The sequence below is a fragment of the Bacteroides sp. 44_46 genome, from assembly GCF_001915465.1.
GTDB lineage: Bacteria > Bacteroidota > Bacteroidia > Bacteroidales > Bacteroidaceae > Bacteroides > Bacteroides clarus.
The window spans coordinates 48,681-65,024 of sequence record NZ_MNQO01000012.1; the positions used below are offsets into that span (position 1 = coordinate 48,681).

Genomic DNA, 16,344 nt, shown 5'->3' on the forward strand with positions numbered 1-16,344 from the left:
AAATCGTTAGGTTTAAATTGAATTGCAAAAATACAACAATAATTTGTATAGAGAATGTTATTAAATCTTTTTATAGGTTTTACAAATCCGGTGCTCCTTTTTTAATTATTCCGGCTTCCGCTCCCACCGGTCATCTCCATAAAGATGCGTTTTGGAGGTTGGGATAACAAATGCACTTTTTTTTACCTGAACGGTAAACAAAAAGGAGACTTCAATTGTTATTAAAGAAGAATTTTAAATAAAAGAAAGTTATGGAAAAGTACATCTGCACTATTTGCGAATACGTTTATGACCCGGAACTGGGAGATCCTGAAAACGGAATAGAACCGGGAACATCCTTTGAAGACCTTCCCGATGATTGGGTTTGCCCCTTGTGTGGAGTAGGCAAAGATGAATTTGAGAAAGCGTCCTAAGACGCTTTCTTTTCTTTTATATCACTGCTGGCTTCCACCACGTTGACAACGTAATCGCCCAGCTTTTCACATTCCGCAATGATATCCATATAATAGACACCCATCTGATAATCATATTCCTTGTTGTTGACGTCAAGGATATTCTGATTCTTCAACTGGTTGCGGTAATTGTTGATTTCATTTTCAAGGTTAAACGACTTGTTCACATCGATACCCTGATGTTCCGTACGTTCTACCACCACAATCATTTGTCCGAGAGCATCATCGGTCAGCTTCATCATAAAATGGATATGCTCGTATTGCTTCTCCGTAAATTCCAGATTCGCCTGACGCTTGCGATTGATAGTACGCGCCAAGTTGTAGCAACTGTCACCGATACTCTCTATCTCCGTCACCTCGCGCAGCATAGCCCGGATTTGCAACTTACTCTCAGAACTTAAACGGCCTTCCGACACCTGGTTCAGATAGTTGGCAATCTCCAGTTCCATACTGTCGCTGATATTCTCGTACTTCTCTATCCGGCTGAACAGTTTATTGAAATCATCATCTTTATCGGTATGCAGCAAGTCGCGCACCATGCCGAACATACGATGCGTACGTTCCGCAAACAGATGAATCTCCTTGCTCGCCTGCAAAATGGAAAGCTCGGCCGTAGAAAGCATACCACCCGTGATAAAGCGCAGGCGATATTCCTCGTCCTGCTCCTTCTGCGGGATAATGGCACAAACCGTACGCTCTATAAACTTCACGAACCATATCAATATCAACACATTGCAGATATTAAAACAAGTATGGAAAGCCGACAGCTTGAATGAAACGGCAACGGCGGGATCGTTAGTACCCATTACATTTTCCACAAACCAAGATACTCCTTGCGTAAAAGGCACAAACAAGCACAATACCCATATAACACCGAAGACATTGAACGCCAGATGCGCCAACGCAGCCCTCCTTGCCTGCGTATTGGCGGTAAGCGCCGCAAGATTGGCCGTTATGGTCGTACCGATATTCTCACCGAGCACAAGCGCCGCTCCCAATTCAAAACTAATCCAGCCATTGGCACACATAATAAGAGTTATCGCCATTGTCGCCGCGGAAGCCTGCACAATCATGGTCAATACCGTTCCTATCAAGACAAATAACAGAATGGACAGATATCCCATGTCCGTATAGTCCTGCACAAAAGCCAGCATATCCGGGTTATGGCTCAAGTCGGGGGCATTGGATTGCAGCAAAGAAAGCCCCATGAAAAGGAAAGAGAAGCCAAAGATAAACTCACCTATGGACTTGCGGGCGCTTTTTTGAGAAAACATAAGAGGAATGCCAAAGGCTAAAAGAGGAAGGGCAAAAGCAGCGATGTCGACCTTAAATCCCAATGCGGAGATAATCCAGGCCGTAACGGTAGTACCGATATTGGCACCCATGATAACACCGATAGATTGTGACAAGGTCAGCAGCCCGGCATTGACAAAACTCACTACCATGACGGTAGTTGCCGAGGAAGACTGGATGAGCGCCGTGATAAGCACACCTGTCAGAACGCCGGTCACCCGGTTGGTCGTCATAGCGGTTAAAATCTTCCGCAAGCGGTCGCCGGCGAATTTTTGAAGTCCCTCACTCATAATTTTCATCCCGTAGAGGAACAATGCCAATGAGCCAAGCAGCTTTAAAAAATCATAAAAAGAATATTCCATCTTTAATTAGTTAAAGTGTTTCGTTGTGCCATTTGTTATTATGTCTTATATTTAACGTATTAATCACCCCAAAAAAAGACATCATGAAACACATGTTACAAATTTGTTGCAAAAATAATAATATTTCTAAAGAATTCCCTATAGGAAGCTCACTTTTGGATATTTATTACGGTTTTAATCTTAATTTTCCTTATCCGGTAGTCAGCGCCAAAGTAAATAACCGTTCCGAAGGACTGAATTTCCGGGTATATAATAATAAAGACGTGGAATTTCTGGATGTACGGGATTCTTCCGGCATGCGTACGTATGTCCGCTCACTCTGCTTTATCCTATATAAGGCTGTCAGTGAATTATTTCCGGAAGGAAAGCTGTTTGTGGAACATCCCGTATCCAAAGGCTATTTCTGCAATCTCCGCATCGGACGGCCTATCGAGCTGGAAGACGTGTCGGCCATAAAGAAACGGATGCAGGAAATCATAGCCGAAGACATCCCTTTCCGCCGTACCGAATGCCATACCACCGAAGCCGTGCGGGTATTCAGCGAACGGGGAATGAACGACAAAGTAAAGCTGCTGGAAACATCCGGTTCCCTATATACCTATTATTATACGCTGGGAGATACGGTGGATTACTATTACGGTAACCTGTTACCCGGCACAGGCTTTATCAAACTGTTCGACATCGTAAAATATTACGACGGCCTCCTGCTGCGCATCCCGAACAAGGAAAACCCGACCGTATTGGAAGAAGTGGTAAAACAGGAAAAGATGCTCGATGTATTCAAAGAACACCTGCGTTGGAACTATATCATGGGATTAAGCAACGTAGGCGACTTCAACCTTGCCTGCGAAGAAGGGCATGCCACCGATTTGATTAATGTGGCCGAAGCCCTGCAAGAAAAGAAGATAGCCCAGATTGCCGATGAAATCTACCACCGGGGAGAAAACGGCAACCGCGTAAAGCTCGTACTGATCTCCGGTCCTTCCTCGTCCGGGAAAACGACCTTTAGCAAACGGCTCTCGGTACAGTTGATGACCAACGGCCTGCGCCCCTATCCCATCTCATTGGATAATTACTTCGTAGACCGCGAAGACACCCCACGCGATGAAAACGGCGATTACGATTACGAATCCCTTTACGCCCTCGACCTCGAGCTGTTCAACAACCAGTTGCAAGCCTTACTGAGGGGAGAAGAGGTGGAGCTTCCCCGATTCAACTTTACGCTGGGCAAAAAAGAATATAAAGGAGACAAACTGCGTATCGACGAGCATACCATTCTTATATTGGAAGGAATTCATGCCCTGAATCCGGAACTTACCCCGCAAATTCCCGCTGAAAGTAAATACAAGATTTACGTATCCGCACTGACAACCATCTCGCTGGACGACCACAACTGGATTCCCACAACGGACAACCGCTTGTTGCGCCGCATCATCCGCGACTTCAACTATCGGGGATATTCGGCTCAGGAAACCATCTCACGCTGGCCCAGCGTGCGTGCAGGCGAAGACAAATGGATATTCCCTTATCAAGAGAATGCCGATGTCATGTTCAACTCCGCCTTGTTATTCGAGTTTGCCGTACTGCGTTGCCATGCAGAGCCCATACTTACCGGCGTGCCGCGCAATTGTCCCGAATACGCCGAAGCCTACCGGCTCATGAAGTTCATCAAGTACTTCACACCGGTACAGGACAAGGAAATTCCACCGACATCCCTGCTCAGGGAGTTCTTGGGCGGCAGCAGTTTCAAGTACTAAGCCGGCTGCGAAAACAACCTTTTTAAATTTCCGCATACAATATAGCAAAGAAAGTTCTAACTTTGTATGCAAATAAAACAAACTCACCTATAATGAAAAGAATCATTACAATACTTTTGGCGGCATTTTTCTGCCTGTGTACCCAAACCTATGCGCAAAGCCGCGCCGATGAACTGATGAAACAAGCGCAAGAAAGCCTTGCCAAAAAAGAATATATCAAAGCCCGCTATCTCTTTCTTCAAGCCTACAATTCCTTTGCCTCGCAGGAAGAATATACGCAAGCGGTAGAATGCGGTGTCAATGCCAGCGCCCTCTATCATCGGGAAAACTATTATAAAGAAGCGTTCGAGCTTCTGCGCGGCGCCGAGCAGTTGGTGGGAACCGGTGAACAAAAGCTTAAAAAGAAGCTCCCCGACCTGCGTTTCCGTATCAACAAAGAACGGTTACAGATGTACATCAACACTAAAAACCCCGCCCGCGCCAAAGAACAGTTGAACAAGCTGGAAGAGACCGCCAAAGCAGCCGGGAATGATTCTTTAAGCAATGATTTCCTGTACACCCAAGCCGATTATTACTATACTTTCGGCATGAACTCACAGGGAGATACGGCCTTCAAGAAGCTGATAGAGCAATACAAGCGGCAAAAGAATTACGCCAAAGTAGACGAATGTTACAAGACCCTCATAAGCATTGCCCGCAAAGCGAACAATGCGGGGCTGGTAGCGCGTACCTACGACAAATATATCATCTGGACAGATTCCGTTAAGGCGCTTACCGCACAAGACGAGCTGAATATAGTGAAAAAGAAATATGATGAAAGTCTGGCCACCATTCAGGAGAAAGACGATTCCCTTTCCGTCAAGCAATATATCATCATCGGCCTCTGCATCCTGGCAGCCATTTTAGCTGCGGCATTAGCGATAGGAGCCGTCATATTATTACGCTTCATCATGCTGACACGCAAACAAAAGAAAGCCATCAGCATCGCCAACGAGCACAATGAGCTAAAGACCGAATTCATTCAGAATATCTCCTCCCAAATGGAGCCTACTTTGGATACCCTCGACCCGAAGCTGCCCGGTGTACAAGCGTTGCGTGCTTTCTCCGGTCACATTCAAGAGCTGTCCGAACTGGAGAACAGCCTGTCGGAGCCTTACGAAGTACAGGAGAAAAATATCTCGACTTTCTGCGAAAGCGTCATGGACAAAGTAAGGGGCAAGGTACAAGAAGACGTCACCCTCACCGTCAACGCTCCCAAACTGAATGTGAAAATTAACCCGGAACACTTGGAACGCATTTTGCTACATTTATTGGAGAACGCCGCCGAATATACTCCCGCAGGCGGAAAAATATGGTTGGATTTCAAGAAACGCGGCGCCCATACGCATCAGTTCATTATCAGCGATACGGGTTGCGGCATCCCCGAAGAACAACGGGAAGACATATTCAAACCCTTTACCGAAGTAAAAGACCTGACAAAGGGCGATGGCTTGGGATTGCCCATCTGTTCATTGATTGCCGCCAAAATGAATGGCAGCCTGACACTGGACGGCAGCTACACAAAAGGGGCACGGTTTGTATTGGAACTACACGCTTAGGCAGTTGAAAGTTGGGAGTTGAAAGTTGGCTGCGCTATTATGCTGCATGGCAACTCTCAACTCCCAACTTTCAATTATCTCAACGCTTCCACCTCTTCCGGTGTCAACGGAATCTTTTTGCCTAAGCGACGTGCACCGGTTTCCGTTATCAGATAATCTTCTTCATTGCGGATGCCGCCGAAGTTGCGGTATTCTTCCACTTTATCATAGTTAATGAAGTCCTTAAACTTCTTCTCACCTTTCCACAGGTCTATCAGTTCAGGAATAAAGTAAATGCCCGGTTCAACGGTATGTACAAAGCCCGGTTCCAGAGGAATGGCAAGACGCTGGCTCTTACGGCCGAACTGCGTACTCTTGGGCTGACCGTTGTAACCCACCCAAATCTCTCCGAGGTTTTCCATATCATGCACATCCAGCCCCATCATATGTCCCAATCCATGAGGATAGAACAAGGCATGCGCGCCTTCGCGCACGGCATCTTCGGCATTACCTTTCATCAGGCCGAGGCTTTTCATGCCCTCTACCATAACACGGGCGGAAAGGTCATAAACATCCATATAAGGAATACCCGGACGAAGCGCCTTGACAGACTCCAGATGCATCGCATTCTGAATCTCGTAAACGGCTCGCTGGCGAGAGGTAAATGTTTTATCGGCAGGAATCGTGGAAGACATATCACCCGCATAGCCCGACTCAACTTCCGCACCGGCATCAATCAGGAATAAATCTCCCGGCTTCACTCTATTGCCATGGTAATGATTGTGCAAAGTCTGCCCGTTGACCGTAGCAATCGTCGCAAAAGAAAGCTCGCAATTATTGGACTCGGCCACCCGGTTCATCTCCGCTACGACTTCGTATTCGTACATGCCCGGACGGAGTACTTTCATTGCCGTAATATGCATATCGGCCGTCACATTACACGCCTTTTCTATTTCTTCTATTTCTTCAGCGGACTTATAGCTGCGCTGCGCCACAATCGCGCGGATAAAAGGGACAGAACCTTCCTGACGTGCAGGCGGAATGCCCAGCCAGTCCATCAGTTTCAACTTATGTTCCGCCCGGTAAGGGGGGAGATAATGCACGGTCTGTCCTTTGCGCACCGCTTTGTGAAGATAGTCCGCGATGTCGGAAGAAGGCATCACATCCGTTATGCCCACACGCTCACTTTTCTCTTTCAGGGTAGGCTGGGTGCCCATCCAGACGATATGGTCAATCGTGAGCTCATCTCCAAATATAATCTCCTTGTCCCCGTCAAGGTCGATAATCGCCGACAAACCGGCAAACGACAAGCCGAAATAATATAAAAATGTAGAATCCTGGCGATAACGGAAGGTATTATCTTCATAATGCAGTCCCTGCTCGTCATTACCTAAGAACAGCAACACTCCTGAGCCTATGTTTTTCTTCAGCAGGGCCCGACGCTGTATATACGTTTCTTTAGCAAACATGATATTCCGTAATTTTAATAGTTATACCACAAAGATAAGAAGAAAATTTGAAAGGATAAGATAAAACCCGAACATGTATGAAGAAGAACCATTCAGTAGCCGAACCCGTGTCCAATGCCCTACCCCTGTCTTCCCTATGGTAAGATAGTATTAAAAGGCTTATAATATAGTATTGAAAGGCTTTTAATATCATATTATAAGCCTTTTAATACTATCTCACCCGTGAAGCGACCTCTACTCATACAGTGCAAAACACAACCAAGCTGCGTCTTTCTTGTTAAATATAATAAGAGAAGATTTCTCGTTCCCGAACTATTCACTATTTTTGCAAAAAGTGCGAAGATAAAACTTATCTTTGCAGCGAGTAAATAAAGTAAAGTATGGCACAAGGTTCCCGACAGATACAGACCCAAGCGCAACAGCAGATACAGACGCTATCACCACAACAGATTCTGGTGGTAAAGCTGTTGGAGCTTCCGGCAATAGAGCTGGAAGACCGTGTACGTGCCGAACTTCTGGAAAACCCTGCACTGGAAGAGGGAAAGGATGATGCCGCCAGTGATGAATATTCCGATACTTCCGACGCAGACTCCAACGCAGAAGACGGCGGAGACACCGATTATGATTCTTTAAGCGACTATCTCAACGAAGACGACATACCCGACTATAAATTGCAGGAAAACAACCGAAGCAAAGGAGAGCAAGCCGAAGAGATTCCTTTCTCCGACGCTACTTCTTTCTATGAAACCCTGAAAGAGCAGCTGGGTGAACGCAACCTCACCGAGCACCAGCGTGAATTGGCCGAATATCTTATCGGCTCATTGGACGACGACGGCCTGTTGCGCAAGTCTTTGGAAAGTATCAGCGACGAGCTTGCCATTTATGCAGGCATCGAAGCTACCACCGAAGAACTGGAAGAAGTATTAAAAATCATTCAGGACTTCGACCCCGCCGGATTGGGAGCCCGCGATTTGCAGGAGTGTCTCCTCATCCAGATACGGCGCAAGATAGAGCAGCAACATTTCACACCCAATCCGCTGCTTTATATCGAAGAAGCCATTATCGCCGAATGTTACGAAGAGTTCACCCGCAAGCACTGGGACAAAATACAGCAGAAACTCGGATTGGAAGAAGAAGCCTTTCAGCAAGCCATCAAAGAAATCTGCAAACTGAACCCACGTCCGGGCGCATCATTAGGTGAAGCCATCGGCAAAAACCTGCAACAAATCGTGCCGGACTTTATTGTGGATACCTATGACGACGGCACAATCAACCTGTCGCTCAACAACCGGAATGTTCCCGAACTGCGTATGAGCCGCGATTTCACCGAAATGGTAGAGGAACATACCAAAAACAAGGCGAACCAGTCTAAAGAATCCAAAGAAGCCATGATGTTTCTGAAACAGAAAATGGATGCGGCACAGGGGTTTATCGATGCCGTCAAACAACGTCAGAACACCTTGATGACTACCATGCAGGCCATCATCGACCTGCAACGTCCTTTCTTTTTGGACGGTGACGAGTCACTGCTTCGCCCCATGATACTGAAAGATGTGGCCGAACGTACGGGACTCGATATTTCAACAATCTCCCGCGTCAGCAACAGTAAATATGTACAGACCAACTACGGCATCTATCCGCTGAAGTTCTTCTTCAACGACGGATATGTTACGGAAGACGGCGAAGAGATGTCCGTACGGGAAATACGGAAAATCCTTAAGGAATGCATTGACAACGAGAATAAGAAGAAGCCTTATACCGATGACGAACTGACCGAAATCCTGAAAGAAAAAGGATACCCGATTGCCCGCCGTACCGTAGCCAAATACCGCCAGCAATTGAATATTCCGGTAGCAAGGCTGAGAAAGTAGAAACAAAAGATGATAAAGTGACGGAGTGATAATGCAAAAATAAAGAAATGGCCGTAGAACAACATATTATAACTGACAAGACCCTTATCAGGACAGCCAAGGTAATTTCGGTGATGTTCACACCGTTTTCCATACCTTTCATGGCGTTCCTGATTCTATTCGTATTCTCGTACCTGCGAATCATGCCCCTGCAATACAAACTGATTGTACTGGGAGTGGTGTATTGCTTTACAATCCTTATGCCTACTCTTACCATCTTCCTCTTTCGTAAAATCAACGGGTTCAGTCCCGAAGACCTGACGGAGCGGAAACGAAGATACATACCTTTCATTCTGACCATTACCTCCTATGTATTCTGCCTGCTCATGATGCACCGGTTGAATATTCCCTGGTACATGACGGGAATTATTCTTGCCGCCCTCATCATGATGATTATCTGCGTGATTGTCAATTTGAAATGGAAACTCAGCGAACACATGGCCGGCGCCGGCGCCATAATAGGCGGCCTGGTTGCTTTCAGCGCCCTATTCGGGTATAATCCGATAAGCTGGCTATGCATATTCATTCTTATTGCAGGCGTATTGGGTACGGCACGAATTATCTTGCAGCACCATACGCTTGGCGAGGTAATGGGTGGGTTTGCCGTAGGATTGATTTGCTCCTTGTTGGTGCTGCATCCGCTCAGCAAACTAGTATTTCGCCTGTTCAGCATATTCTTATTTTAAATATTAACGCTTAAAACTAACGATTATGAATTTTCCTAATGATGTAAAGTACACGAAAGAACATGAATGGATTCGCCTGGAAGGCGATGTAGCCTATGTAGGAATTACCGATTACGCCCAGGAACAATTGGGAGACATCGTATTTGTCGATATTCAAACGGTAGGTGAAACATTGGCCGCCGACGAAGTATTCGGTACCATCGAAGTAGTGAAAACCATTTCCGACCTTTTCTTGCCTGTTGCAGGAGAAGTACTGGAACAAAATGAGACTTTGGAAGAGCAGCCCGAACTGGTTAATAAAGACCCTTACGGCGAAGGCTGGCTCATTAAAATCAAACCTGCCGCCGATGCGGATTTCGACAGTCTGCTGGACGCAGAAGCATACAAAGCATTAATTAACGATTAGGAATTAGGGATTAGCGATTGATGAGGAAAGGCTTCAAAACAAATCATCAACGCCCATCATTCCCCCTAATCACCAATCACTAACCCCTAACCCCTAATCACTAATCACTTATAACTTATAACTAAATAATATGTCTCCAATTGTAAGTATCATCATGGGCAGTACCTCCGACCTTCCTGTCATGGAAAAGGCCGCGCAACTGCTCAATGATTTACATGTACCGTTCGAAATGAACGCTCTCTCCGCTCACCGTACTCCGGAAGCCGTAGAAGAATTTGCCAAAGGCGCCCGTAAACGCGGTATCAAAGTAATCATCGCCGCAGCCGGTATGGCTGCCGCCCTGCCCGGTGTCATTGCAGCCAATACAACGCTGCCTGTAATCGGCGTACCCGTAAAGGGTTCCGTGCTTGATGGCGTAGATGCGCTTTATTCCATCATTCAGATGCCTCCGGGTATCCCCGTAGCCACCGTAGCCATCAATGGAGCAATGAATGCCGCCATTCTCGCCGTACAAATGCTCGCATTAAGCGATACCGGACTGGCAGAAGCCTTTACCGCTTACAAAGAAGGTCTGAAAAAGAAAATCGTGAAAGCGAACGAAGACCTGAAAGAAGTGAAATACGAGTATAAAGTAAACTAATCACTAAACACCAACAACGTGGATATATTCAATTATTCCCGACGAGAAACATCAGAAGTGAATATCGGAGCCACCCCTATGGGCGGCTCCAATCCTATCCGCATACAAAGCATGACCAACACGTCCACGCAGGATACCGATGCGTGTGTGGCGCAGGCCAAGCGTATTGTGGATGCCGGTGGAGAATACGTACGTCTCACCACCCAGGGCATCAAGGAAGCGGAAAACCTGATGAACATCAATGCCGCCCTGCGCCGGGACGGTTATATGGTGCCGCTCGTAGCCGATGTTCATTTCAATCCGAAAGTGGCAGACGTCGCAGCGCAATATGCGGAGAAAGTCCGTATCAATCCGGGTAACTACGTAGATGCCGCGCGTACCTTCAAACATCTGGAATATACCGATGAAGAATATGCGCAGGAAGTCCGAAAGATACGCGACCGTTTCGTTCCGTTTCTGAACATCTGTAAAGCCAATCATACCGCTATCCGTATCGGCGTAAACCACGGGTCGTTATCCGACCGCATCATGTCACGTTACGGCGACACCCCTGAAGGCATGGTAGAATCGTGCATGGAATTTCTGCGAATCTGTGTCGCGGAAGAATTCACGGATGTCGTTATCTCCATCAAAGCATCCAACACCGTAATCATGGTAAAAACCGTGCGTTTGCTTGCCGACATAATGGAAAAAGAAGGAATGCACTTTCCCTTGCATCTCGGTGTGACGGAAGCCGGAGACGGCGAGGACGGGCGCATCAAGTCCGCCTTAGGCATAGGCGCTTTATTGGCAGACGGATTGGGCGATACCATCCGCGTATCTTTAAGCGAAGCTCCCGAAGCGGAAATCCCTGTCGCCCGAAAGTTAGCGGATTATATCGCACAACATCATGACCATCCGTATATACCGGGCGCGGCAGCTCCTGATTTCAATTATCTCTCTCCCGACCGAAGAGCCACGGCAGCCGTGCACAATATAGGCGGAGAAAACCTCCCCGTGGTTATTGCGGCACGCCTGGATGGAAATATGGATTTTAATCCGCAGTTCATGCCCGATTATGTATACGTCGGTCGTCAGCTGCCCGAACATCCCGCTGAAGGCGTACAATACATCATCGATGCCGACCTTTGGGAAGGACAAACCAATGTATGGCCTGCCTTCAAAGGAGAACAGCTGCCGTTTATCAGCGGATGCAACGCATCGCTGAAATTTCTGTTTGTCACCTACATGGGACTGAATGACGAAGTGATTGCCGGCCTGAAATACCATCCGGAAGTAGTGTTGGTGGCACAAAGCAACCACCCCAACAGATTGGGTGAATATCGCGGTTTAGCGCACCAGCTGATGAATGAAGGATTAAAGAATCCTCTTGTATTCTTCCAACATTACGCTGAAACGGAAACGGAAGACCTGCAAATCAAATCGGCCGCAGATATGGGAGCGCTTATTATCGACGGATTATGCGACGGTATTTTCCTTTTCAACCAAAGCGGCGAAAAGGGTGATAAAGCGATAAGCGATAAAGTGACAGATGCCACAGCTTTCGGTATTCTGCAGGCAGGACGCATCCGTACCAGTAAAACCGAGTACATTTCCTGTCCGGGCTGCGGTCGTACGCTCTATGACCTTGAGAGTACCATCGCCCGTATCAAACAAGCGACATCGCATCTGAAAGGGCTTAAAATCGGTATTATGGGTTGTATTGTCAATGGTCCCGGTGAAATGGCCGATGCCGACTACGGATACGTAGGCGCAGGACGAGGCAAAATCAGCTTATACAAAAAGAAAGAATGCATCGAGAAAAACATTCCCGAAGAGGAAGCGGTAGAAAAGCTAATCGAGCTAATCAAGAGAAACGGGGATTATATTGAAAAGTAATATTTCCTCTCAGACAGTAAAGGTGCGCCAGGAGTTATGATTCTGACGCACCTTTATTCTTAATATCTAAAGCTAAGGAATATACGGAAAGATTTTGATTTCATTTTCCACTTATCGCTTTGAATCACATCATCAAAAGCAGGATCTTCATAATCTATGCCTTCATCATCAAAGGAAAGTCCGTTATAAGTAGCTTTCTTTGCCCAACGATGTTCTATACCGAATGAGATAGCCTTATACGCAACAGACGCTCCAAACGCGAAATTGGAAACATATCCATGTCCGAAACTATCGTCAATCACCAACATGGAATAGGTAGGTACATAATGGAAATATGCGGCAACCTTTAAATCACCTATCGGATTGACCGTGATAGAAGGACCTACGTGCATAGACGCGTCTATCTGATGAATACCCAGGTCAATATCTTCTTCATCGTCATAGTCATAACCTCCATAATCGCCATAAGCGCGTGTGTAGGCTCCATCATTTGCATACGCATCCGGTTCGGAATACTTGGCATAAGAAATATCAAACCAAGTAGCATCGATACCGAACTTTATCATATTCAGCAGCGGCTTCTTATGCAGGTAATACGTTTTTCCAAAAGCCAGAGAAACGCCGAAATCGCTTTTCCATTCCGCTTCGGCATCTACTTTATCTGTCAAAGTCTGGTTTGTGATATAACCGATATTAAAATACTTGGCTCTTTTTTTCCATATTCTCTCATTACGTGCCGCATCTTCGGTTTTCTTCACTCTGCCGGAGAGTTCGTTTACCACTTGCAGTAAAGAATCCTCTCTTTGAGAAGATTGGGTTTCGGAATTAGTTTCTTGAGCAAAAACGCTTTGTCCTGTCAAAATCACGGTTGACAGCACCAACCAAAATAGTTTTTTCATCATAACTTGTCTGTGTTTTGCTTATGGTTCCTTCGTTCAGCATACCAGTAATCTTAGGAAAGCGCAGGAACACTAAAGGAAACTCCCTTTAACGCTTATTCGTTTTATTTTTACAAAAATAAAGGATTGCACACATACGCACAACGGGACAAAAACGAGATAGAAACTAAAAAACCGAAATAGCGAACTATTTCGGTTAAAATAAGGATTATGATGATGTTTTTTTATTTTCCCTTTTTGCTCTCGTCCGGCTTAACCGGCGGGACACTGAGCATTTCTTTATATTTTTCCGGAGCGGTCAATATTCCGACGGCCTCCTTCAAGTCCTTATCATCTTTCAACTGTTGGATGATACTTCCCCGCTGATAGTAATAACGTTTGATAATTTCCACCGCAATCATCTCCTTTATATCCTTTGAGAAATGATCAAGATCACGGTCCAAGTTATGAGACAGTTTCTTCTCCAAAGCCTTGAATTCATCCGACGCATCCGTCAGGTATCCCTCAAACTCCGCCATTTCTTTCAAGTTCTTCAAAATCTTCTCGGTCTGCTGGTCGTACTTGAAATCAGCTTTCTGTACCATCGCCTTGAAGTCGGCATAGTCGGCATCCGTTATCTTAAAATCTTTAGGAGCCGGAATTGTCGGATGCTTCAAACAGTATTCCGTAGCATAATTAAATATCAAGTTGTCATTCACCAAATAAAACAAGATATTAGGCAATCTATCCTGCTTGACGGTAATATCGGGAGTAACCCCGCCGCCGTCACGCACCTCACGTCCGGCAGCAGTGTGGAATACGGTAGTCAGGCTATCCAGAATACGCCCCACGCTGCCGTCCTCATTACGGTGTTTATAGTCGATAGCCTGCACACAACGCCCGCTCGGAATATAGTATTTGGAAGTCGTCAGCTTCATTGTACCTCCATAAGGCAGCGGACGAGTGGTCTGCACAAGCCCTTTTCCGAACGTACGGTTACCCACCACCACTGCACGGTCGTAATCCTGCAATGCGCCTGCCAAGATTTCCGACGCGGACGCCGTAGCGCTATTCACCAGCACAGCCAGCGGGATTTCCAAATCCAGCGGCTCGCGCAACGTCTTGTACGTATTGCTTGCCTGCTTGGTCTTTCCTTTCGTCGTCACCAGCGTTTTGCCGCGCGGCAGAAAGAAGTTGGCTATTTCCACAGCTTCGTCCAACAAGCCGCCGCCGTTATTACGCAGGTCGATAACCAAAGAAGTTATTCCCTGTTTTTTCAAATCGAGAAATGCCTGTTTGAACTCTTTGGAAGGATTACCGGAGAAAGTGCTCAAATTGATATAACCGATATTGTTATCCAGCATTGCATAATACGGAATAAAAGGCAACTGGATAGAACGGCGAACAATATCGAATTCCAACGGCTGCTCCGTTCCAGGGCGTTGTACCTTCAATTTGAAACTTGTACCTACCTGCCCGCGAAGCATTTCGCTTACTTCCTGATTATTCTTTCCCGCAAGGTCTTTACCGTCTATTTCCAGAAGAATATCACCGGCTTTCAAACCCACGGTAGCCGCCGGCATATTTTCATAAGGCTCGGCTATCATGGAACGTTTCAGCTTGGTATTCCAAGTTATGATAGAGCCGATACCGCCATACGTATTCTTCAACATTTGTTCCAGTTCGCTCTGGTCGTCTTCCGGAAAATATTGCGTATAAGGGTCGAGTGAATACAACATGGACTCGATACCGGTACGAATAGTCTTGTTCGGGTCTATCGTATCCACATAGAACATATCCAACTCTTTCACAATAGAATTGAATATATCCAAATTTTTTGCCACCTGAAAACTACGGCTGTCTCCACTCTTAAATCCGAAAAAGAAGCTTGTACCTACTACCGACAATAGGACAGCTATCCAACGTATCTTTAAATATTTCATAATATCCTAATTTATCATTATTATATCTTCCTTTATCTTCTCCCACTTTGAATCCGGCAGTTCCGTTCCAATCACCTGTATTACCTCACCCGACAGAATAGACCCTATCTTTCCGCACTTCTCCAAAGAATATCCGCAGGTCAGTCCGTAAAGAAAACCAGCTGCAAAAAAATCTCCGGCACCGGTAGTGTCAACCACCTTTGCCACCGGTACAGCCTCAACACGTACTTCCTCCGTCCCTTTACGAATCAGCGAGCCGCGTGCTCCCACCTTTACAATGGCAATACTACACATTTTAGCGATAACATCCAACGCCTCCTCGGGTTCTTTACCGGTAAACGCTTTCGCCTCTTCTTCATTGGCAAAGACAATATCCACATATTTATTTACCAACAGAGAGAAAAATTCATGATCACCCGCCACAATATTATAGCTTGCCATATCCAGGCAAACCTGCAGACCGGCCTCTTTGGCCAGTTCGATGGCACGAAGAATCATATCGTGTTCCTGTACCAAATAGCCTTCTATAAACAGGTAAGTATATCCTTTGAACATCTCCAGCGACAAATCTTCCGCTTTCAATGTAGACGCCGCCCCCAGATATGTACCGAAAGTACGCTCCCCGTCCGGAGATATAAAAGTAGAGGCTACCCCCGAAGGCAGGGTATCGGAAAGTAACAAATTAGCTTCCGTTCCGCGTTTTAACAAACTTTCCCGATAAAAGTTACCATAAGAATCATTATTTACCTTTCCGATAAATCCGGTACCCGCTCCAAGCTGCGCCATACCTCGAATGGCATTCCCCGCAGAGCCACCGGTCGCCAAATGAGTCTTCACCCGGCTAAAGTATTTATTGATTTTCAGCAATTTATCTTCACCAATCAGAGTCATACTACCCTTAGGCAACTCCATTTCCGCTAAGATTTCATCACTGTCAAGGGTTGCTAACACATCAACCAATGCGTTTCCCAATCCAATTATTTTGTCCATTCCTGATATTTTTTTTGCAAAGATATTGCATATTTCAAAATATCCTATTACTTTTGCAGCGCATTTGAGAAAAAACAACATTCTTCCTTAGCTCAGTCGGTTA

Annotated in this window: 13 protein-coding genes; 8 read left to right on the top strand and 5 right to left on the bottom strand. The window is 46.0% G+C overall.

The window, feature by feature from the left end:
• Positions 1 to 251: 251 nt before the first annotated feature.
• Positions 252 to 413, top strand: a complete 162-nt coding sequence (rd, locus tag BHV73_RS05270) for a rubredoxin (protein WP_009122198.1) — start codon at positions 252 to 254, stop codon at positions 411 to 413.
• Here rd and BHV73_RS05275 read toward each other — a convergent pair.
• Complete coding sequence (locus tag BHV73_RS05275) at positions 410 to 2,107, bottom strand: Na/Pi cotransporter family protein (RefSeq protein ID WP_009122197.1); 1,698 nt, start codon at positions 2,105 to 2,107, stop codon at positions 410 to 412. The genes rd and BHV73_RS05275 overlap by 4 nt on opposite strands.
• A gap of 83 nt (positions 2,108 to 2,190) precedes the next feature.
• On the opposite strand from BHV73_RS05275, the gene BHV73_RS05280 reads away from it, so the two are divergent.
• Both BHV73_RS05280 and BHV73_RS05285 read left to right on the top strand, forming a co-directional pair.
• Positions 2,191 to 3,864 (top strand): nucleoside kinase, encoded by a 1,674-nt coding sequence (locus BHV73_RS05280; RefSeq protein WP_009122196.1) that lies wholly within the window; start codon positions 2,191 to 2,193, stop codon positions 3,862 to 3,864.
• Positions 3,865 to 3,956: 92 nt separating this feature from the next.
• A complete protein-coding gene (locus BHV73_RS05285; protein ID WP_286737319.1) occupies positions 3,957 to 5,462 on the top strand; it encodes a sensor histidine kinase in 1,506 nt (501 codons plus the stop codon).
• A 74-nt stretch (positions 5,463 to 5,536) separates the two neighbouring features.
• Here the strand turns inward: BHV73_RS05285 and BHV73_RS05290 are convergent, their stop codons facing one another.
• On the bottom strand, positions 5,537 to 6,910 hold the full coding sequence (locus tag BHV73_RS05290; RefSeq protein ID WP_286737320.1) for an aminopeptidase P family protein: 1,374 nt from the start codon (positions 6,908 to 6,910) through the stop codon (positions 5,537 to 5,539).
• Positions 6,911 to 7,290: 380 nt separating this feature from the next.
• Between BHV73_RS05290 and rpoN the strand changes: the two genes are divergently transcribed.
• The 5 genes from rpoN to BHV73_RS05315 all read left to right on the top strand — a co-directional run bounded on the left by rpoN (position 7,291) and on the right by BHV73_RS05315 (position 12,430).
• Positions 7,291 to 8,781, top strand: a complete 1,491-nt coding sequence (gene rpoN / locus BHV73_RS05295) for an RNA polymerase factor sigma-54 (protein ID WP_009122193.1) — start codon at positions 7,291 to 7,293, stop codon at positions 8,779 to 8,781.
• A gap of 47 nt (positions 8,782 to 8,828) precedes the next feature.
• Positions 8,829 to 9,506: a membrane protein gene (locus BHV73_RS05300; RefSeq protein ID WP_009122192.1), complete on the top strand. Its 678-nt coding sequence runs from the start codon at positions 8,829 to 8,831 to the stop codon at positions 9,504 to 9,506.
• A gap of 25 nt (positions 9,507 to 9,531) precedes the next feature.
• A complete protein-coding gene (gene gcvH / locus BHV73_RS05305) occupies positions 9,532 to 9,912 on the top strand; it encodes a glycine cleavage system protein GcvH (protein ID WP_087412091.1) in 381 nt (126 codons plus the stop codon).
• Between the two features lie 130 nt (positions 9,913 to 10,042).
• The gene (gene purE, locus BHV73_RS05310) at positions 10,043 to 10,552 is read left to right on the top strand and encodes a 5-(carboxyamino)imidazole ribonucleotide mutase (RefSeq protein WP_009122190.1); all 510 of its coding nucleotides are present in this window, start codon (positions 10,043 to 10,045) and stop codon (positions 10,550 to 10,552) included.
• Positions 10,553 to 10,570: 18 nt separating this feature from the next.
• Positions 10,571 to 12,430, top strand: a complete 1,860-nt coding sequence (locus BHV73_RS05315; protein ID WP_148360129.1) for a 4-hydroxy-3-methylbut-2-en-1-yl diphosphate synthase — start codon at positions 10,571 to 10,573, stop codon at positions 12,428 to 12,430.
• Positions 12,431 to 12,489: 59 nt separating this feature from the next.
• Here the strand turns inward: BHV73_RS05315 and BHV73_RS05320 are convergent, their stop codons facing one another.
• The 3 genes from BHV73_RS05320 to BHV73_RS05330 form a co-directional block, all read right to left on the bottom strand.
• Positions 12,490 to 13,332, bottom strand: coding sequence for a hypothetical protein (locus BHV73_RS05320; protein ID WP_009122188.1), 843 nt, complete (start codon positions 13,330 to 13,332; stop codon positions 12,490 to 12,492).
• Positions 13,333 to 13,553: 221 nt separating this feature from the next.
• Positions 13,554 to 15,251 (bottom strand): S41 family peptidase, encoded by a 1,698-nt coding sequence (locus tag BHV73_RS05325; RefSeq protein WP_286737324.1) that lies wholly within the window; start codon positions 15,249 to 15,251, stop codon positions 13,554 to 13,556.
• A 6-nt stretch (positions 15,252 to 15,257) separates the two neighbouring features.
• Positions 15,258 to 16,241, bottom strand: coding sequence for an adenosine kinase (locus BHV73_RS05330; RefSeq protein WP_286737325.1), 984 nt, complete (start codon positions 16,239 to 16,241; stop codon positions 15,258 to 15,260).
• Positions 16,242 to 16,344 lie beyond the last annotated feature (103 nt).

Excerpts from the sequence above, each read along its gene's own strand:
- purE (WP_009122190.1), top strand. The coding sequence starts at position 10,043 with ATGTCTCCAATTGTAAGTATCATCATGGGCAGTACCTCCGACCTTCCT.
- rd (WP_009122198.1), top strand. The coding sequence starts at position 252 with ATGGAAAAGTACATCTGCACTATTTGCGAATACGTTTATGACCCGGAA.
- rpoN (WP_009122193.1), top strand. The coding sequence starts at position 7,291 with ATGGCACAAGGTTCCCGACAGATACAGACCCAAGCGCAACAGCAGATA.
- BHV73_RS05280 (WP_009122196.1), top strand. The coding sequence starts at position 2,191 with ATGAAACACATGTTACAAATTTGTTGCAAAAATAATAATATTTCTAAA.
- BHV73_RS05330 (WP_286737325.1), bottom strand. The coding sequence starts at position 16,241 with ATGGACAAAATAATTGGATTGGGAAACGCATTGGTTGATGTGTTAGCA.
- gcvH (WP_087412091.1), top strand. The coding sequence starts at position 9,532 with ATGAATTTTCCTAATGATGTAAAGTACACGAAAGAACATGAATGGATT.
- BHV73_RS05290 (WP_286737320.1), bottom strand. The coding sequence starts at position 6,910 with ATGTTTGCTAAAGAAACGTATATACAGCGTCGGGCCCTGCTGAAGAAA.
- BHV73_RS05275 (WP_009122197.1), bottom strand. The coding sequence starts at position 2,107 with ATGGAATATTCTTTTTATGATTTTTTAAAGCTGCTTGGCTCATTGGCA.
- BHV73_RS05285 (WP_286737319.1), top strand. The coding sequence starts at position 3,957 with ATGAAAAGAATCATTACAATACTTTTGGCGGCATTTTTCTGCCTGTGT.
- BHV73_RS05325 (WP_286737324.1), bottom strand. The coding sequence starts at position 15,251 with ATGAAATATTTAAAGATACGTTGGATAGCTGTCCTATTGTCGGTAGTA.
- BHV73_RS05320 (WP_009122188.1), bottom strand. The coding sequence starts at position 13,332 with ATGATGAAAAAACTATTTTGGTTGGTGCTGTCAACCGTGATTTTGACA.
- BHV73_RS05300 (WP_009122192.1), top strand. The coding sequence starts at position 8,829 with ATGGCCGTAGAACAACATATTATAACTGACAAGACCCTTATCAGGACA.